Annotated in this window: 18 protein-coding genes and 2 tRNA genes; 9 read left to right on the top strand and 11 right to left on the bottom strand. The window is 45.3% G+C overall.

The features are described 5' to 3' along the window. Positions 1-73 precede the first annotated feature (73 nt). Complete coding sequence (locus tag A1OO_RS06020; protein WP_016959222.1) at positions 74-1,990, bottom strand: PTS fructose transporter subunit IIABC; 1,917 nt, start codon at positions 1,988-1,990, stop codon at positions 74-76. 412 nt (positions 1,991-2,402) lie between these two features. Here A1OO_RS06020 and A1OO_RS06015 point away from each other — a divergent pair, with 412 nt between their 5' ends. After that, complete coding sequence (locus tag A1OO_RS06015; RefSeq protein WP_016959221.1) at positions 2,403-3,248, top strand: helix-turn-helix transcriptional regulator; 846 nt, start codon at positions 2,403-2,405, stop codon at positions 3,246-3,248. Positions 3,249-3,260: 12 nt separating this feature from the next. Here the strand turns inward: A1OO_RS06015 and A1OO_RS06010 are convergent, their stop codons facing one another. The 3 genes from A1OO_RS06010 to A1OO_RS06000 all read right to left on the bottom strand — a co-directional run bounded on the left by A1OO_RS06010 (position 3,261) and on the right by A1OO_RS06000 (position 4,750). Further along, a complete protein-coding gene (locus A1OO_RS06010) occupies positions 3,261-4,031 on the bottom strand; it encodes a PTS sugar transporter subunit IIA (RefSeq protein ID WP_016959220.1) in 771 nt (256 codons plus the stop codon). Continuing rightward, complete coding sequence (locus A1OO_RS06005; protein ID WP_026024063.1) at positions 4,028-4,330, bottom strand: PTS fructose transporter subunit IIB; 303 nt, start codon at positions 4,328-4,330, stop codon at positions 4,028-4,030. Before A1OO_RS06005 ends, A1OO_RS06010 begins: the two co-directional genes overlap by 4 nt. Positions 4,331-4,417: 87 nt before the next feature. Then, positions 4,418-4,750 carry a DUF5522 domain-containing protein gene (locus A1OO_RS06000; protein ID WP_016959218.1) on the bottom strand — a complete coding sequence of 111 codons (333 nt, stop codon included), beginning with the start codon at positions 4,748-4,750 and terminating at the stop codon, positions 4,418-4,420. Positions 4,751-5,221: 471 nt separating this feature from the next. On the opposite strand from A1OO_RS06000, the gene A1OO_RS05995 reads away from it, so the two are divergent. Then, complete coding sequence (locus A1OO_RS05995) at positions 5,222-6,571, top strand: dicarboxylate/amino acid:cation symporter (protein ID WP_016959217.1); 1,350 nt, start codon at positions 5,222-5,224, stop codon at positions 6,569-6,571. Positions 6,572-6,654: 83 nt separating this feature from the next. Here A1OO_RS05995 and A1OO_RS05990 read toward each other — a convergent pair whose 3' ends face one another. Then, on the bottom strand, positions 6,655-8,055 hold the full coding sequence (locus A1OO_RS05990; protein ID WP_016959216.1) for a bifunctional NUDIX hydrolase/phosphatase PAP2 family protein: 1,401 nt from the start codon (positions 8,053-8,055) through the stop codon (positions 6,655-6,657). A 234-nt stretch (positions 8,056-8,289) separates the two neighbouring features. Between A1OO_RS05990 and A1OO_RS05985 the strand changes: the two genes are divergently transcribed. Both A1OO_RS05985 and A1OO_RS05980 read left to right on the top strand, forming a co-directional pair. Then, positions 8,290-8,380 (top strand) — tRNA-Ser (locus A1OO_RS05985). An 85-nt stretch (positions 8,381-8,465) separates the two neighbouring features. Beyond that, positions 8,466-9,785 carry a tyrosine-type recombinase/integrase gene (locus A1OO_RS05980; RefSeq protein ID WP_016959215.1) on the top strand — a complete coding sequence of 440 codons (1,320 nt, stop codon included), beginning with the start codon at positions 8,466-8,468 and terminating at the stop codon, positions 9,783-9,785. Between the two features lie 285 nt (positions 9,786-10,070). Here A1OO_RS05980 and A1OO_RS05975 read toward each other — a convergent pair whose 3' ends face one another. Next, a complete protein-coding gene (locus tag A1OO_RS05975; RefSeq protein ID WP_016959214.1) occupies positions 10,071-10,637 on the bottom strand; it encodes a TetR/AcrR family transcriptional regulator in 567 nt (188 codons plus the stop codon). A 472-nt stretch (positions 10,638-11,109) separates the two neighbouring features. On the opposite strand from A1OO_RS05975, the gene A1OO_RS05970 reads away from it, so the two are divergent. The 5 genes from A1OO_RS05970 (at position 11,110) to A1OO_RS05950 (ending at position 13,889) form a co-directional block, all read left to right on the top strand. After that, on the top strand, positions 11,110-11,616 hold the full coding sequence (locus A1OO_RS05970) for a GNAT family N-acetyltransferase (protein ID WP_016959213.1): 507 nt from the start codon (positions 11,110-11,112) through the stop codon (positions 11,614-11,616). A 473-nt stretch (positions 11,617-12,089) separates the two neighbouring features. Next, positions 12,090-12,166: transfer RNA gene (locus tag A1OO_RS05965), tRNA-Asp, on the top strand. A 570-nt stretch (positions 12,167-12,736) separates the two neighbouring features. After that, a complete protein-coding gene (locus A1OO_RS05960) occupies positions 12,737-13,012 on the top strand; it encodes a hypothetical protein (protein ID WP_139128057.1) in 276 nt (91 codons plus the stop codon). 134 nt (positions 13,013-13,146) lie between these two features. Then, positions 13,147-13,503, top strand: coding sequence for a hypothetical protein (locus A1OO_RS05955; RefSeq protein WP_017004918.1), 357 nt, complete (start codon positions 13,147-13,149; stop codon positions 13,501-13,503). 59 nt (positions 13,504-13,562) lie between these two features. After that, on the top strand, positions 13,563-13,889 hold the full coding sequence (locus A1OO_RS05950) for a hypothetical protein (protein ID WP_017004917.1): 327 nt from the start codon (positions 13,563-13,565) through the stop codon (positions 13,887-13,889). Positions 13,890-14,074: 185 nt separating this feature from the next. Here the strand turns inward: A1OO_RS05950 and A1OO_RS05945 are convergent, their stop codons facing one another. The 5 genes from A1OO_RS05945 to A1OO_RS05930 form a co-directional block, all read right to left on the bottom strand. Continuing rightward, positions 14,075-14,416, bottom strand: a complete 342-nt coding sequence (locus tag A1OO_RS05945) for a hypothetical protein (RefSeq protein WP_017004916.1) — start codon at positions 14,414-14,416, stop codon at positions 14,075-14,077. A gap of 15 nt (positions 14,417-14,431) precedes the next feature. Next, positions 14,432-14,605 (bottom strand): hypothetical protein, encoded by a 174-nt coding sequence (locus A1OO_RS23550; RefSeq protein WP_017004915.1) that lies wholly within the window; start codon positions 14,603-14,605, stop codon positions 14,432-14,434. A 287-nt stretch (positions 14,606-14,892) separates the two neighbouring features. Then, complete coding sequence (locus A1OO_RS05940) at positions 14,893-15,252, bottom strand: hypothetical protein (RefSeq protein ID WP_016959207.1); 360 nt, start codon at positions 15,250-15,252, stop codon at positions 14,893-14,895. Positions 15,253-15,494: 242 nt separating this feature from the next. Next, positions 15,495-16,886, bottom strand: coding sequence for an aldehyde dehydrogenase family protein (locus A1OO_RS05935; RefSeq protein WP_017004914.1), 1,392 nt, complete (start codon positions 16,884-16,886; stop codon positions 15,495-15,497). A gap of 19 nt (positions 16,887-16,905) precedes the next feature. After that, positions 16,906-18,543, bottom strand: coding sequence for an acetolactate synthase large subunit (locus tag A1OO_RS05930; protein WP_017004913.1), 1,638 nt, complete (start codon positions 18,541-18,543; stop codon positions 16,906-16,908). Positions 18,544-18,904: the final 361 nt, after the last annotated feature.

The following is an 18,904-nucleotide window of genomic DNA, read 5'->3' as shown; positions in this document are numbered from 1 at the left end:
AAGTGAAACGGGGATTGATGCGTCAGCGCAAAAAAATCGCTCCCTGAATAAGAGGGAGCGAGAGATTCTTTGATTATGCAGCAGTCACAGTTGTGCTGTCTTGTTGCGCTTTTGCTTGACGCATTTTCTTCAGTGAAACGGCAACCAGAGCAGTCACAATGGCACCTGCGGCCATACAGGCAAGGGCAAGTACGGGTTTGTTCATCGCACCGAGCAGAGCAACAACTGGGCCACCGTGAGCAACACTGTTGGTAATACCGAAGGAGAATGCCATCACTGCAGCAACCATTGAGCCGACTACGTTCGCTGGGATAACAGACATTGGGTCTTGCGCCGCGAATGGAATCGCACCTTCAGAGATACCCACCAGACCCATCGCGCCAGACGCTTTACCTGCTTCAATTTCAGAGTCTTCAAAGATGTTGAACTTGCGACCAATCACAGTGGCTAGCGCCATACCGAGCGGTGCAACAGGGATGGCACAGGCCATCGCACCCATAAATTGTGTTTGACCGCTGGCAATCATGCCAACAGAGAACAGGAAGGCCACTTTGTTGAATGGGCCACCCATATCAAAGCCTGCCATGCCACCAAGAACGATACCAAGTAGGATCACGTTGCCAGAACTCATGTTAGTCAGCATGGTGTTCAAGCCTTCCATTAGACCCGCAATAGGCGCGCCGATAACGAAGATGAACAAACTCGCAATGAACAAGCTACCTGCAATAGGGGCAATCATAATCGGTACGAGAGGTTGAACGAACTTGTGATAGTTGCGAGTGGCAATCCATTTGACGAAGTAACCCACCAACAAACCCGCAACGATTGCACCAATAAAGCCAGTACCTGCTTCTGCACCGTAGAATGAGCCGTTGTTCGCAATCCAGCCACCAATCAAGCCTGGCGCCAAACCAGGGCGGTCAGCAATGGCATACGCGATGTAACCGGACAAGATAGGGATCATCAAGGTGAAGGCAACCACACCGACATCAAGCACTTTGTTCCAAAGGCTGCCTGCGGGTATCGCCATGCCTGCTTCGGTCGGTTGTCCGCCGATAGCCAGTGCCAGAGCAATCAACAGACCCCCTGTCACCACGAACGGGATCATGTGAGACACGCCATTCATCAGGTAGCGGTACAAATCAGAACGGGCTTGAGAGGCTTTGCTCTCGCCGGAGTTCGCGCTGGTATCGTCAGCAGATGCGACATATTTTGGCGCTTCTAGTGCCTGGTTGATCAAGCCCTTGGCGTCTTTAATTGGGGCTTTTACACCCGTCTTGATCAGGCGTTTACCCGCAAATCGAGCCATGTCGACTTGCTTGTCACAGCTGACAATAATCGCTTCGGCGCGGGCAATTTCTTCATCGGTAGGGCTGTTTTTTACGCCGATCGAGCCGTTGGTTTCTACTTTCATTTCAAAGCCAAGTGCCGCCGCGCCTTTTTCCAGCGCTTCCGCCGCAAGGTAGGTGTGTGCTACGCCAGCAGGGCAGCCTGTCACGCCAATTAACAGGCCTTTGTTCGCTTCTGGTGAGTCTTCTTGGGCTTTTTTCTCTAGCAGCAAGGCTAGTGCTTGTTGTGGGTTTTCTGTTTGCATGAACTGATCGATAAAACCGTCTTCAATCAGTTTCGAAGAGAGTTCTGCCAGCACTTCAATGTGGTGATTTGCGCCGCCATCAGGTGATGCAATCATGAAAAAGAGTTTGGATGGCTGACCGTCTTCTGCGCCGTATTCAATGCCTTGACGACTGATGCCGATGGCAACAGCTGGCTCGATAACAGCGGCACTTTTCGCGTGAGGGAGCGCAACGCCGTCTTCAAATCCCGTGTTACCCAACTCTTCGCGTGCATAGATATCGGCAAGAAATTGCTGCTTGTCGTTGACTCTGCCTTGAGCATGAAGCAGTTCGATCATCTCGATAAACACTGCGTCTTTGGTTGTCGCACTCAGGTTCAGGCAAATCAGATTTTCATTGATTAGCTTAGTAATCATGAAGTCACCCCTAAATGAATTGGTCTTATGATGGCGTTAGCCGATGAGACTATTTTCTGATGAATCACTGTTTGTCAGATAGAGGAAAGAAAAGGCATTTACTGGATATTTGTAACATCGAATGCAAGCTGTGATCTTATTCTCATTAAGAGATGATGTGAATTATGTGAGTTATTTTTACATTAAATATGTAAATACAATAAGTTATTGATAAATTTCAATGTCCGTATTAGTCATTAAATTCCTGTGATGACTGATTTTGCTAGAAATAAGTAACGCTTGATCTAACGTGGTGACGCATTTTTTGTTGAGCTGGTTCACGCTATTGAGTCATGACTTAGGGAATGGTTAGCGGCACTGACAGTGAGGCAGCATAATCGCCGCGTTATTGGTGTGGGAACAAGGGGAAAAGATGAGCCAGGTTTTTCATCTGCTTTTGGAAAATTTGTTATCTGAGCGTGAGCACTTCAATCGAATTTGGTTTGCGAGTGATCAAGTCACTCCGCCGCCATTCAGCTATCAGGTGAATTTTCCACGTTTGGAGTTAGTGATCAGCGGGGAATACCCCAACCAACTTGAAAACCCAGACAAGACCATTGGCGAAGTGAAACTGTTGGCGGGTGATGCGTTATTTGTGCCACCCAATAGTTGGAACAAGCCAAATTGGGACACGGATTGCTCTGTGTTGAGCTTGCTGTTTGGTCAGCGACAACTCGGTTTTAGCCTGGTCAGTAAAGCTAAAAATCAGCCCGGTTTTTATGATGTGCAGAAATTCAGTATTCAAACCCGTACCGGACACGCCATCGATCATATCCTCAGTGCGTTAAATACACTGGCGACAGAGCCTGTTCGCAAGCCGATGGATGAACACTTGCTGCATGCTTTGTTGAGTTATTGTCAGTTAATGCTGGCCTCGCCCGTGGCGGGAACACGCAACCGCGTGGAAGATCTCTATCAAGGTATTTGTATCTACATTCAGGAAAACTTTCACCGTCAGGTCACCCGAGAATCCATTGCGCAGCGCTTTAACATGACGCCAAACCATCTATCACGTTTGTTTCGTCAACAAGGGCATATGCGTATGGCGGATTACATTACGTGGGTGAGGATTGATCGCGCTAAGTTTATGCTTAAGCGTTACGATTTTCGCTTGAACGAGGTGGCTACGCGTTGCGGCTTTCAGGATGTGAATTATTTCTATCGCGTCTTTAAATCGAAAACAGGCATGACGCCGTCAGAGTATCGCGGGGCGAATTAGTGATTCAATGGGCTAGCGAAACGGAACGTTAAGGGCGTTTAAGATCAAGAGTTCAAGAATATCAGCGCTGTTGTTTTCGGTCAGATACGCGCAGAAATCTGCCTCAAGAAGCTGCTGAGAAAAGCCAGAGAAGGCCACTATAGATTCACGTACGGGCGGGGTTGGCAGCATCAATCCAATCACACAAGAGACATTCCCCCGTTGAGACGCCCAATTTAAGGGAGCATGCGTAGTCGCTATCAGCAAATGCGCGTGTTTCACCTCGGGGGTCATTACATGAGGTAAAGCAACGCCATTTCCCATGCTCGTCGAAGAAACACTTTCCCGCTTATACAAGGCATCAAACAAGGTTTCTTGATTGCAGTTTTCATGCTTGGCGACCATCAAAGCAAACTGTGCCAGTAGGCCATGTTTGTCGAGTTCAGTGTCTCGTAGCCGATGGGTGACAAAATCAAAGGGCAGTGACTGATGATCGGAGGGTGTGATTGGCGCGGATGACTTTCCGCCGGATATCAGCGAGGCATGTTCGTCAATAAAATCGGTCAATACCATGGAAGCAAGTTCGGCATCGTTACCTTCAATTTGTAGCTGGCACAAATCACTGGGTAATGCACTTAGGCTGAGGATGTGCATTGGCTGTTCGGCGTTGGCGGATTTACGTTGCGACAAGTTGACAAAAATAGTGACCGATCGAAAGTGCCCCGCCAAGGTTCTCAAGCGGTTCAGCCTCCATGCTGGCAGTCCTTCTTCACCAATAAAGAAGGTGATCCGTCGGGTGATCATAAACGTTTGCAGCGCTCCAACACAGAGATTGGGTCAGTCAGCACTTCTTCAATCGTCACACAGTGGATTTTGCTTCCTGAAAATCGGGCGCGATCTTCAATCTCGATGTCTGATGCGATCAGCACGACATCGGCGCGGGCAATATCTTGAATACTGAGTGGGTTCTCAATGCCCATGGCGCCTTGAGTCTCCACATTGATATGAATACTCGATTGCAGCGCGGCTTTTTTTAGCTCAGCGGCGGCCATGTAAGTGTGGGCAATGCCTGTCGGGCAGGCGGTGACAGCGACTATCTTCATTATGATTATTTCGGCGTTTTTTGAGTGAAAAGTGAATAAAGCAAAAGGACGCGAATTGTCGTCGAAGAAATCCTTTCCGTCAGTGACTTAGCCCACGTTGTTATAACGATCTTCCTGGTTGATAGGCAATTCGGACGATTTGCCGAATGGACAATGCCGACAACCATTGCCACAGCAGGTTCCGCGCTTTAAGTGGTACCAAGCGGAAAACACCATAAAGCCGTTTTCCATCGTGTAGTCGAGTTCTTCGATGAGATGAGGGCTATTTGCGTAAGGTTTGGCTAGTCGAATGAGTTCGTTAGTGCTGTAGGTTTGATAGACCTCACCGAGCTGGGTGTTTATTTTCTTCGCCAGACAAGCAGCGCAAAGGCAAGACAGATCAGCGGTATCGCTAACCGGAACGATGTTGGGGTATTGCATACACCAGCAGCTGCCGGAGTTAGCAGTGCAAGAAAGTGCGTCTCCGCACTCAGGACAATGGCTCATGACGACTATGCAGTTTGGAAAAGAGAGCCATTGTAACGCAATAAGCCGTAATCATCTTGTCCCATCGCGGTATTCGTTGTTTCATATATGGGCTTAGTTTTGATGGGGCGTATAGACCTAATTTAACCTTCCATTAACAAAATATGTCGAATGAATCAATATTGAGACAACGTCATTTTTCGATTCAGGATATATATATTGCCTGTTATGAAAGGTCCTGACATTAGTCTCTATATTTGGTTAATTTTTAAGCTGATCTCGCCTCTTTGTTATGTAGTGAATGGAATATCACTCCATAGTGACTAATTATTCAAAGGTCGGCTCGTTAGCAAACGCTTATTGCCATTAGTAAGACAAAAGAAAGGGGTTTCATGACTGGAATTTATACATAGTCATGGAGGCAATATGGTAAATGCAAAAACAAATGGTGATGGCAAAATGAGCCTGACTGCCAAGGTTGTTATCGGCTTGGTCGCCGGTATTATTCTTGGTTTAGCAATCAATATTTTTGGGTTGAATCCTGCTGGTGGATTCGTCGATACCTATATCACAAACGGTTTGTTCCACGTCGTGGGCAAAATGTTTGTGAACGCGTTAAAAATGATGGTAGTTCCGCTCGTCCTTTTCTCTTTGATTTGTGGTGTGTGCGGGATTGGTGACATCAAAATGCTTGGCCGTGTGGGGAGTAAGTCCTTCGGTCTTTACCTGCTAACAACTGCCATCGCCATTGCACTTGCGATTGGTGTGTCTGCACTAAGTGGTATCGGCTCTGGCATGAACATGGTTGCCGACGTTGCCTTTACGGGTAAAGATGCGCCACCGCTTTCACAAGTCCTGATCGATATCATTCCAAATAACCCTGTCAGTGCGCTGTCAGAAGGTGAAATGCTTCAAATCATCTTCTTCGCTATCTTGATGGGTGTGTGTATTTTGATGGTCGGTAAGCCGGCTAAAAAAGTCGTCGAACTGATCGAAGTTCTGAACGAAGTGATGATGAAGATGGTTACCGTCATCATGGAAATCGCGCCTTACGCAGTTTTCTGTTTGATCGCAAAAGCCATGGCAAGCCTAGGTTTGGCACTCTTCGCTGAATTGATTGGTTATGTTGTTGTGCTGATCGGCGTACTGATGATTCACCTCTTCGTTGTTCTGCCGACTTTCCTCAAAGTATTCACTGGTCTGAATATCATGACCTTCATGAAGAAAGTGCGCAGCATGCAAGTGTTCGCATTCAGTACCGCGAGTTCAAACGCCACTATTCCTGTCACACTGCGTACAGTGACTCAGCGTTTAGGTGTGAAGAACTCTGTAGGTTCATTTACCGTTCCTTTCGGTGCCACCATTAATATGGATGGTACGGCGATCATGCAAGGTGTTGCGACCGTGTTCATTGCGAACATTTATGGCGTTGACCTTGGTATTGCAGGTTACCTCACTGTGATCGTAATGGCTGTATTGGCCTCTATCGGTACGGCGGGTGTGCCGGGCGTTGGCTTGATTATGCTTTCGATGGTATTCGCCCAAGTAGGTCTGCCACTGGAAGGTATCGGCTTGATCCTTGGTGTTGACCGTCTGCTCGATATGGTTCGTACTGCGGTGAACGTCACCGGTGATGCAACCGTGAGTTGTATTGTCGCGAAAAGTGAAGGCAAGCTTGACGAATCAGTCTTCAACGATCCAAACGCAGGCGCTGTTTTCGACGTTGAAATTGATCATGACGCTGAGAAAGAGCTAGCATCTGCTGCTAAAGACTAACGTAAACACGTTTTAATCAAAGAGCGCCCATAGGCGCTCTTTTTTTGTGCTTAATTGGCGGAGAATTTGAATTAAATCGTCTCTCACTTTCCTTGTATCGCTCCCCATTTGGGCACTGCCCAACCTAGCCAAATCGCCAACAAGGCAGTACTGAGTGTGTATGAGGCCAATATTTCTATGCTGGAGTTGGAGATCTGACCCACCCCTAAAATGATTGCTGCCAACGCCAACATACCCGCAAGCGTCATGAGAAAGCCTTTTATACCCATCGGCGCAGTGAGATGCTCTTGTTGGTGTCTGGCAAGACAAAGTACTGCTGAAAACGTGAATGAAAAAGCAGCGCAATAAAGAAACGTTGGCTGAATTTGGGTTAAAGCAAAAGGAATGATGATTGCGCCTAACCCAAACCAAAGTCGAACTGAGAGTAAACGACGTGCAAGATGCTGCGCGACAAGTACCACCAATACGCCAATAACCGCCCCTGCGATAACGTCGGTGACATAGTGCACACCAAGATAAACACGGCTTAAGGCAACGAGAACGGCGGGTACGAGCCAAATCACGCGTGTTGTTTTTCGTGCTCGATTAATCCATGTGGACACCAAACCCCATACAGCAAAGGCAGTTGCGGTATGCCCACTAGGAAAAGCGAAACCGGATGCAGCGCCTAATTGTAATTCAGGGAAGACATAAAACGGACGTGGGACGCCAAAGAACAGTTTGCCGAATGACACCACGACGGTGACCAGTATTGTCACCAGTAACACTTCGGCGACACGCTTTAATCCGCCTGTTGCCATCGCGATGGGGATCAACACAAAGAACAAGACGCCACTGCCAAGTGCGGAAGCGTAATCGAGCAGCGTGGCCATTGTCTTGGCAATTGGCTTGGGTAGCGCGTGAATGGCATTTTGAAAACGTTGGTTGATGCCTGCATTCCACACATCAAAAGGTGAGGCGAGGGCGCTAAAATCATCGAACTCTTGAATAGGGCTGGGCGTGGCTCTTTTCAGTAAAGCAGGGAACATTTCGACTTGTTCCGGGAAGCGAGCATTGTCTAGCATCTCTTGGTTGGGTTTCATCAAGAAGACCGAGCGAACTTCGCGGGCGAAGTGTTCAGCCTGCCAAGCTGCCACTGCGGCTTTTTCTGCTTCAGCTGTTGTTTTGAGTACAGGAATGGGGGAGGTCGCACGGCAATCAAACAATACGGCTTTACCCATTCTGGCGATTTCGCCAACGGCTTCGACGTCTATTCCCGTTTCTTCTAGGGTTTCCCGAATGGCGGCATCAGCGGGGTTATCGCTGTCCACATAGCCACCTGGAATAGCAATGCGATTATTCAAAATATCTCGGGTGACCAACACGCGTCCTTGGTCGTCAGAGACAAGGCAAGCCGCCCCTTTTATCGTTTCATCCGTTTCTTGGGCAAACGAGGTGGAAAGCGTCAAAAGTGACAGTAAAGCGACAAAAAGGTAATGGTGCATCTGAATGCTCTTAAAGGGTTTCCGAGACGGCTATTGTAGCGGAGTCATGATATCGATGCCTGAACAGATTTTCATTCTGATCAATGCGTTAATTTTTTATTTTTAAGATGTTGGTTTTTGACACATATAGAGAGAAGTGACGTGGTTTTGCTGGCTTTTTGAGCGGTTGAGTTATTTGTAGTAGAAAAGGGGTTTACACACCCTGTGCTGGCCGTTAATATTCGCGGCAACAACGGAGAGATGGCTGAGTGGTTTAAAGCACCGGTCTTGAAAACCGGCGAGGGTTTATAGCCCTCCTAGGGTTCAAATCCCTATTTCTCCGCCAAATTAAAAGATTAAACCGCTGTTTTTACAGCGGTTTTTTTGTATCTGTACTATCGAAAATCACCTTGCACAGAAAGGTGGCACAGATGTACTTATTAAGACTTCCAAACAGCGTGTACTATACTCGTATCGCTACTCCACTTTCACTCCGTGAAAGTGGTTATCCTAACGAACTAAAATTCTCCCTACTGACTCGTGAGCGTAAAACCGCTTATCGTCGAAATGTTGAGCAAGTTCAATTACTTCATGCCTTGTTTGAGAAAGCCATTGCGCTCTCTTTAACGATTGTCGAGTTTAAAACTGAACTGGCTGAGTCGATTAACACCCTACGAGCCGCTTATAGCGCACAACCTGAAACTCAAACCAAAGCCCCTAAGCTTGTGGTAGATCCTTCACCAAAAATAAAAATCTCTGCACCCTTACCTGTTATTACGTCAAGTACACTCTCTGAATTTATCCAATCTAAGAAATTAGAAGGTGTAACACAACTCACCCTTACTCAGTTAGAGCAACGGTGTAATGATTTTTTAGGCTATCTAAAAGAATTAAATGCAGATAAGCCCACCAATAGCATAGCAATGCACTATCGAGACCGATTACTCAAACGAAAATTAAGCAGCAAAACATTAAAAGACTACATTGCGGCAAATAGACAGTTTTTTAATTGGTGTTTGGCTCATGAGCTTATTACAGCTAATCCATTTGCTGTCGTCAAAACATCCTCTAAAAATGCAAAGAGTGCTCAAGAGCAGCGACAACGTTGGAAAAATGAGGATTTACAGAAGCTATTCTCAAACGACGCTTATCGCAAACAAAACACAGACTTTAAGTGGATAACCTTATTGATGCTTTATCAAGGTTGCAGGCCGTCAGAAGCTTGTCAGCTTCAAGTTCGGGATATCAAACAAGGCGAACTGCCTTGCATTCAGTTCTCGGACTCTGGTGACGCTCAGAAGCTGAAAAACCAATTATCTAATCGAACCGTACCCATTCATCAAACATTGTTAGAGATGGGCTTTTTAGCCTTTGTGAAAGCTCGCCAGCGAGCAAAAGAAACACAGCTATTTAATGTAAAGCCTCGCGGTGCAGATAATGATTGGTCAAAGGATTATAGAAAGACCTTCGGCAATATTCTTAATGACGTGGGATTTAAAGCAGGACAACGCGCAACCGCCTATTCATTCCGTCATACCTTTATTGATGAGTTAAAACGTGCGAATGTCGAAGAGCATGTGGTTTCTGAAATTGTAGGCCATAAGCATCAAAACATGACTTATGGAAGATATGGTAAACGACTGAAGCCAGAGCAGCTTGTAGAGGCCGTAAATCTATTTCGTTTAGACGACATGATATCACCTGAGTGCATAGATGGCATTGAGGACAACCTCAAAATAGGCGTTCACTGAAAGTGTGACGACAATGCAACCCGCTGCGCTATCGTCACACTTTTGCTACGCAAAAGATGCACGATATCTGCGGGCAAGAGGAAGCCTCTTGACTCCTAGCCCACCAAGTGTCGGCAGATCGCATTATTTGACTTATTTTTTCTTATAACACATTTTCAATCACTGGTTAGAAGCGTGGTAATTTGGCTAGATAACGTGCAGTGCCCCCATTTTTAGTTAGACAAATTGAGGGATTTTACTTTCTCTACATCAGCAACAATGGGATGAAAATCTATCGCTTCTTACTCAAAGACCAAACAATAATAGCTGTTTTTGAATAAAGCGATCCTTGATTTCCATTAGCGGATAATCGTCTTTGGCAAATAAATAGTTCAGAGCGATACCGTCAATCTCAGCAATGATCGAATGACTATCAACTTGAGGTTCCGACGCTGGGATTTTCACCAAAATCTCGACAAACGAATCCATCATTAGCTGATAACGATCTTCAAACAGATCTTTCAATAGATCTCTTGTCGCTGGCTGACATAAAATTTGAAAATCTAACCGATAATACAACTTATGCTCTGGAGAGGCCATTGAGGTGAAAATCGCGTCAAGGTAGTTGACCAATTTTTCTTTAGGGCTTAATACCTCACTGTTAGCAAGACTCCCGTCACTCACTTCATTAACGATCTCTGCCATACGCATAAATACTTCTTTGAGTAGGCCCTCTTTATTTTTAAAGTGGTGGAAAACCAAACCTTTTGAAACCTCAGAATGCTCACAAATCGTAGACACTGAAGTTTTTTCATATCCAATAGTGCCAAATAATTCGATTGCAGACTCAATGATTTGTTTTTTCTTATCCATATATCTTACCCATAGAAGTGTATGACCTTCTTAAAACTGACTGAACGGTCAGCTATGTGATGTGCACTATATCGGGGACGTCATTTAAATTCAACCCTCATTTAAATAGTACTGTTCTCGAACGGATTGCTCTCTTGGTCGTTAGAGTAATCTCACCGAAAAAATTTGACATATCTTTCAAAGCTCAATAGTATTCACCCATCAAGATGACCGACCAGTCAGTCAATTTAAAAAAATACGTAATCCATTATCCTAAAAGAGACTAGGAATAATACCAATATCACTAATTATATGATCTATTTATTACGTAGGAAAATCACCTAAGAGTAAGACAAACATTCTTATAAGTAGTTATTCTACAATAATTTTTAACGCAACTATTACGTTATTTATCCAGTAATAATGATCAGATAATTGATGTAATTGGTATAAGGCAAAAATCACTTTACGAAATAAAAGAGGAGAATAAAAAATGAAAACACCTTACGAAATTCAGTATGAAACATTCACAATAGCAGGCGGGCTTTATAATGAAGGGCACGCTAAATTATACGCAAAGTTTGCAGACGACCTTATTGCTGATGGTAGTTACTCCATCGTTTACGAAGGTGTTGCACACGCATGTTATACCCCAATTACCATTGATACAGCACCGCACTTGAAGTGTTACGTGGTTGCGCCTTTAGCTGTACTTCCAGAATATCAGCGCCAAGGCTACGCCACTCGTCTGATGGAAAAAGCGGAACAAGAGCTTAAGCCAGACGTGGTATTTATCATGGGCGAGGTTCACCACTATGCTCGACGTTACAATACACCACATAAAGTTGGTTTGCCTGTTGAGACATTAGCACCATTAGAGAATTGGTTTGCACTAGAGTTAACTAATGGTGCACTTGACGGCGTTGGTGAGTCAACGTCAAGTATGACAGGTCCTTATACTGCCCCTCATATCTGGGCGCACCCTAGCGAACAAGCTTAAGCTGTAGTAGCCTACAAAAATTAATCACTCACTTAGATCTTTTTCCATACTTCTGGTAATTTATAGTACGCTAAATTAGCAAAGCCACTGATACACTTCTATCCAAAGTGAGTTTAAACAGGTCATGGCGAAACGTTAGTTTGTTAGCAATATTTGTTCCGAACAAACATTACTAACAAACTAACTTACTGAACATTGACCGATGCATCCTCAAACATATAATGCAAACAATCCGCATTTCCCTTAATTTACCCATAAAACCGCAAACATCAGATAAATAATCGGATTTCCTTGACGGTTAACTGTTTTATCGCTATTAATATGTACTAGACATACGGTTAAATTGATTTTTGATAAAAACAGATAACTCATTGTAATTACAGCACTTTTGATTGATAGGTGTAGCATTCAAATCCCTATTTCTCCGCCAAATTCTAGAAGTTGGGTTGTAAAACCGGATTTCATACAGAATTGGAGCGGTAGTTCAGTTGGTTAGAATACCGGCCTGTCACGCCGGGGGTCGCGGGTTCGAGTCCCGTCCGCTCCGCCAACACAACGAAGCCTCGTCAGCAATGACGGGGCTTTTTTGTATGTACTGAATTTGGGTGTGGGACTCTCACTAGCCTACGGCTTGAGTCCCGCTGGTGCGCCAGCCCGGCCGTTCCGCCAACACAACGAAGCCTCAGCAGAAATGCTGGGGCTTTTTTGTATCTGAAATTTAAGTTAAGTAAATGGACTCTTGAGCCTTCGGCTTGAGTCCCGCTGGAAGGTTTGCACGTGTGCGAAGAGCGGTTCAGGTCGATCACTCTAAACGGTTTATGCCCCATTTTCATTTTCGAACGTTCTTCACTTATCTCGCAAAACACAAACTTTACATTATTTAAACTAATCTTTTAACTCTCACAAATTCACCCCACAAATGCTGGTAGTTGCTGGCCGATTAACCAATAACCAATCAGTTATCAATGCGACCAAAATCAAGCCTCGCTTTATGCACTGTGTGGTACATTTCTACCGGATATTTATGACAGCGTCGGCGTGTTGAGTACCGATGAGTAAAAGGTGGACGTAGGTTATACCCCACTTTAGAATTTGATAAATTGTTAGAGGGTTAGTGTCATTGAGTAATCAATATCCGAGAATGTTGTATAAGCCAGAGGGAGGTCAGCATATTATTTGGGGGTATTACCTAGATACGCTAACCGTCGATTCGGAAGAGGAAGAAAAGAAAGCTCTTAAAAGAGGCTGGCTTAAAGATCCTAACGTTGCTGTAGTGAAAGCCAAACGGATAGAAAAGCGAAGCGAAATAAAGGCTTTTTTCATAAAGCATTGGCAGTTTTGGCTTACATTTTCGGTGAGCTTATTAGGATTGTCTGTTGGCTTTCTAACTCTGTAATATGTCAAACAAAAATAAATGTGGTCGATTTTCAGATACTTATGATTATTAAAAAGTGTCGTGATCACGATTGGTAAACTGGTTGTGCCACTTGATACGCGCCCATTGTCGTGACGTAAGTTGCAGGAGGAATTGTGGAATTATTTCATATAACTACAGGTGTGCTTGCCTTGTTGGTGTTGCTAGGGATCTTTTTTAAACTCTCTGCAATATTGATTCAGATGAAAAGCCAAAGCACTAACTTTGTCGCTTATGGCGAGGAGCATCTTAAGCAACAAAGGGAACTACTTGAACAACAAGCATACACTCTTGAACAAATTAGCGAAAACATTCAATCCTTAAAGGATGATGTTCATGACATGAAATTTGTTTCTGATGTATTTTATAAATACAAACTACCTAATAAAAAGGAACGTGACCTCTTTGACCGAATTGAAATTGATAATGATTTTTCAGAAGGCTTAAATAGATCATGGCGAAGCGAGGAGTAATTGGAAAATAATAAAGTTTAAAAAATTCATGATGATAGACGGTATATAGGAAAAAGACGTTGAAACTTAAGCAATCTATTTCGCTGCTGGATGGTAAAAAGCAAGTCGCAGTCTTTGAAAAAGTGATAGAAATGCCTTGTTTGCCACCTATTGGCTCAAAGGTGTTTTTTGGAAATGGTATCGGTAGTGGCATTGGACATATTGTTAGTTCAATCACCTTCAGTGAGTCGTCTGGAGAATATTCAGTGCATTACACGTTGGATGTAAAACAGGAGGCACAAAATTATGTCGATTATGTCGATGTTCGATTTTTCGTGAATTTACTCAGCAAAAGGCAAGGCTTCGCTCCTCTGTGGATAGAAGATGAGCACGAGAGTTTGCTCTAAATCACCCTGATGTCACGGAAATAGCTGTTGCTGATAAAGCCGAGGATCGGACAGCCAAAAACTAAATAGACTCTTTTGAGACGTTTTGTGGACTGCCCAAACTCGCCTTATCCGAAAAGAATGGTTTAAGGCATTAGCTCTAAGCCGTTTCTGTCCAGTACTTTGCAACGAGATACAATGGTTACTTATTCTGTCAGCACAAATATAGGCTTACTTAGTTCCTCTTGCTTAGCTTTAACCTGTTCTAGGTCTTCATCCGACAACACGCGGAATAGTTCACTTTTTTTATCCATTTCAGAACAGCTAACTGTATAATTTGCAGGATTCTGAATATCTCCTGTTGTGGTGATAGACATTGATAATTTCCCTTCACAGCCAGCAGCAATTGAGTTCAACAATATTTGTTGTGCGCGAACTTGCTCTGTTTTTATTTCAACTACTCCGTCGTTACATCCTACTAAATATAGTGAAGATATAAACACAATGAAAAGCTGGCAATTATTAAACTTTGAAAGGTTGCTTGTCATATCAATATCCTAAATTCATTTGTGTTTTGTTGGGTCGATAAGTTTGTATTTTTGCCCTTTTTTGGGGGTTGGCGGCATTGGTTCACCTTTCACAACGGTTCGTTCTTGACCTGTTGCACCACCTCTAGGCCCAATAATTTCATATTGGCCAGATTTTTTAGCTTTCTCACCAGACTTTGCAATACCCATGCGAACACCCTTATAGACAATTTGATCTATATTACTTATGGTCTTTAATAGTCATTTTCAATGGTAGGCGTCTGTTTTTTAGTAAGTTTGAAAAATGGAGGCATGCTCAAGTTACGATCAAAACTAGCACTAGCGGACAACAATGCAGCTTAGTTCGCTTTACCCAACTTGAAGTTATCCGAAGAAGGAGTTCGAGTCTGCTGCTCCTAAGAGGGAATTGTCCAAAAATGAGTCATGCAATGACACAATGAACTTGGTTGTATCTGAAATTCGGGTAAACAAGGTTATCATGCGTTTTTCCCCAGCACAGTGACACCAATTCCTGCCAGTAATAGCACACAGCCAAGTAACTGCTGGGGAGTGGGGATGACTTTCTGAAAAAATAGCGTCAGAACAATGCCGAACAAAGTAGAAAAACCCGCCGCCATCAGCACCAGTGAAACATACGGGAATTTTTGTGCGCCGCTGCCGTAATAAACGGAAAAGCCGACACTGCCGATATACATAAATGGGATGGCGAGAAGACAAATCTTCGCTGCCGACATCAAAACGTTTGATGCATCAAGGTAGCGGACACTGATCATGTTAACCAGCTGGATACAAAGCGTTGCTACTGCGAGCGTGCCGCTAAGTTTAAGAATGTGCATGAAGTATTGCCTGTGCTTGTGTAAACGCAGACAGAAACGTTCTCCTGATGCACTGTCTGAAAGGTCAAGGTAAGTCATGTTACCTAAGAGGCGGCGATTCTATATGAATGGTTGATTTTTAGCCACATGAATCACACGAGAAAGTGCGGATAAGCGATGTAATCGATATCAAACAGAGGGTTTTAAAAAAGCACAAAGTCAGTGTCACTTTGTGCTTATTTGGTTTGAGTCTTGCTAAACGTCTAAAGACTCGGGCTCTTAAACACTAGCATCTTGTCTCGGGTCATTTCATGCATGGAGTATTGAATGCCACCTAAGCCGACACCCGATGAATCTCGGCCGCCGAAGGGCATCCAATCAACACGAAACGCCGTGTGGTCGTTGACCATGACAGCCGTCGCATTGAGCCTTTGCGTAATGTGAAGAGCATTCTCTAAATTGTTGGTGAACACGGCGGCTTGGAATGCAAAGGGCAGGGCGTTAGCGCGTCTTATCGCGTCTTCTTTCTCGCCGTAGGAATAGACGCAAATCACAGGGCCGAAGATTTCCATTTGAGAAACGCGCACGTTTTCAGGCGGGTTGAGCAGCACGGTTGGTGCATAGTAGGTGTCTGAGATGCGTTTGCCCCCGCTCAGAAGTTCCGCGCCCGCTTCAATCGCCTCCTGAACCCAATCGTCAACGCGATCGACTTCTCGAGGAAGGATCAACGGGCCAATTTCGGTATTGGGATTGAGTGGGTCGCCAACTTGCATGTTCTCGCCAGCTTCTGCAATCCTCACCGCCAGTTCACGACAAAATGATTGATGCGCGTAAACACGTTGGACGGAAACACACACTTGCCCAGCGTGATAAAACCCACCTTTAGCAAGGCTAGGAACCACTTCTTCTATATTGGCGCTGGTATCAACAATCACGGGAGCTGCACCGCCATGCTCAAGCGCACAGCGCGTGCCGGGAGCCAATTGCGATCGCAGCGCCCAGCCGACCTTCGATGAGCCAATGAAAGACAAAAAGTTGATGCGCGGATCAGTCACCAGCTGACTGGCCGCTTCGTTCTCACACACAATGGCCTGACACCAACCTTTGGGTAATCCCGCTTCGTGCAGTATCTCTACTAAACGAAGACAAGAAAGGGGCGTGGTGAGTGCCGGCTTGATAATGACCGGACAGCCCACCGCCAGCGCGGGGATCACCTGATGCACAATCAAATTGAGCGGATGATTGAAGGCACTGATAGAAGACACGACGCCGATCGGTTCGCGAATCGTAAAGGCGAGTCGATTCACCGATGCAGCCGTTTGGCCCATCGGGATTTGCTCGCCTTTAATCTGGGGAATATGTTCAACGGCCAGTTTCACGCCGTTGATAGCCCGTAACACTTCAACTTTTGAATCGGTGTAGGGTTTTCCACCTTCCTCTGCGGCAAGGCGAGTGAGCGCCTCCACCTGTGACGACATAATCTCGACCACACGCTCGAGGATCTCGATACGTTGATGAGGCGCAAGCCACGCTTGCCTGTCTTCGAACAGGCTATGTGCGGTGGCAATGGCGGTTTCAACGTCATTGGCGCTTTGTAGAGGAATGGAACGGATCAGCCCACCATCAAATGGGCGATAAACATTGAGTTCTGCCATGGAAATCCCGTCTCCGTATTTAACTGATCGAGCGACTTTCTTTGATCAATACATTCAATATCGAGTGGTTGAGCGAATAGTCGACCGGAAGATCAATCACATGAACGCCTTTCGAATTTAATGCCGTTTTGAGTATGGACTGAAACTCATCATGGCTATCTGGACGATGACCAATGGCACCAAAACTGTTGGCATATTTGACGAAATCAGGGTTACCAAAATCTAGCCCGTAGTTGTCAAAGTTCATGCCTTCTTGTTTCCATTTGATCATGCCGTAGGCGCTGTCATTCAAGATGATAACGACCATGTCCAACCCCATACGCACGGCGGTTTCGATCTCTTGCGAGTTCATCATGAAGCCGCCATCCCCGTTTACTGAGACCACTTTCTTGTCAGGATTAAGCTGTTTTGCCACCATCGCCGAAGGTAAGCCAGCCCCCATGGTTGCCAGTGCATTATCGAGCAGCAAAGTGTTATTGGAATGGCATAGGTAGTTTCGCGCAAACCAGATTTTATAGACGCCGTTATCCAGCGTAACAATGTCTTCATCATCTAACTGATCACGGATAACTTTGACCAGTCTCTGCGGCAACATCGGGAAGCGGCGGTCTTCAAAGTACTTGGTAGTGCGTTCATCCACGTTTTGTTTTACGCGCCCGAAGAAGCTCATGTCTTGTTCGAGTTTGCCGACTTTCTCTGTCAGTCGATTCACGGAAGAACAGATGTCACCCACCACGTTGACTTGCGGGAAGTAGACTTCATCGGTACGTGCCGCAAAGAAATTCACATGAATGACTTTGGTGCCGCCTTTCTCCATAAAGAAAGGGGGTTTCTCAATCACGTCATGGCCAACGTTGATGATGAGGTCGGCTTTTTCGATGGCGCAGTGAAGAAAGTCATGGCTAGAAAGTGCAGCTGTGCCAATGAAGCGCTCATGACGCTCGTCGACAACACCTTTACCCATTTGAGTGTTGAAGAAGTAGATACCTGTGTCGTCGATGAATTTTTTCAGTGCCAAGCTAGAGCGTTTGCGATTCGCACCTGCGCCGATCAGTAGCAAAGGCATTTTGGCTTTTTTGATCATTTCAGCGGCTTGATCAACACACTGATGATTCGCATCTGGGCGACGGTGATTGACCACATCGAAGATGGAAGCCCCCGAATCTTCATCGGCGATATCTTCTGGCAATTCTAGATAGCCTGCGCCAGGGCGTTCTTCTGAACAAAGGCGAAAAGCCTCACGCACCATGGCTGGCACGTTGTTTCCATCGACAATCTGTTCGGAATATTTGGTGATGGGTTTCATGAGATTGACGACATCGACAATCTGAAAACGGCCTTGCTTACTTTTCCTGATGGGTTTCTGCCCACCAAGCATCACCATTGGCATTGCGCCCAACTGCGCATACGCAGCCGACGTCACGAAGTTGGTTGCACCAGGGCCGAGGGTAGAAAGACAGACGCCGGGTTTACCGGTTAAACGGCCATAGGTGGCAGCCATAAACCCAGCAGCTTGCTCGTGCCGAGTTAGGACAAGTTTAATGTCGGAGGCTTTGAGTGAATTGAGGAAATCGAGGTTTTCTTCGCCGGGAATACCGTAGATATATTCCACACCTTCGTTTTCTAGCGCTTTAACAAACAGATCAGATGTTTTCATAAAAGGGTTCTCGTATCTCGTCTCGTTAGCATTGGGGCCAAGCACGCGTAACAAGGATGTCGGCAGATCCAAGAACAGCACTGCAAATAGCAGAAGCGAGAACCGTCGTCCCTCAGTAAATCAAATTGATTTACCTATCAATAGCGCAAGGCTTTTTTATCAGTGTAGTCACATAGTTGAGAAACTGATCAAGAAGCGGAGGGTAATGATTCGCACGAAGCGGTATTTGAGTGGCTAAATCACGAAGAACACCGCTAGATCACTGTGAAATAGATTGTTTTGTTCAAAAAAGCCGCACTTGAACGAGTTGGAGAAGAAAAGGGCTTTACAGAATTTCGTTTCGCCCTTAATATTCGCCCCG

The sequence above is a fragment of the Enterovibrio norvegicus FF-33 genome, from assembly GCF_000286835.2.
In the GTDB taxonomy this organism is placed as follows: domain Bacteria; phylum Pseudomonadota; class Gammaproteobacteria; order Enterobacterales; family Vibrionaceae; genus Enterovibrio; species Enterovibrio norvegicus_A.
The sequence above is the reverse complement of the archived record's forward strand: the minus strand, read 5'-3'. Positions and strand labels throughout refer to the sequence as shown.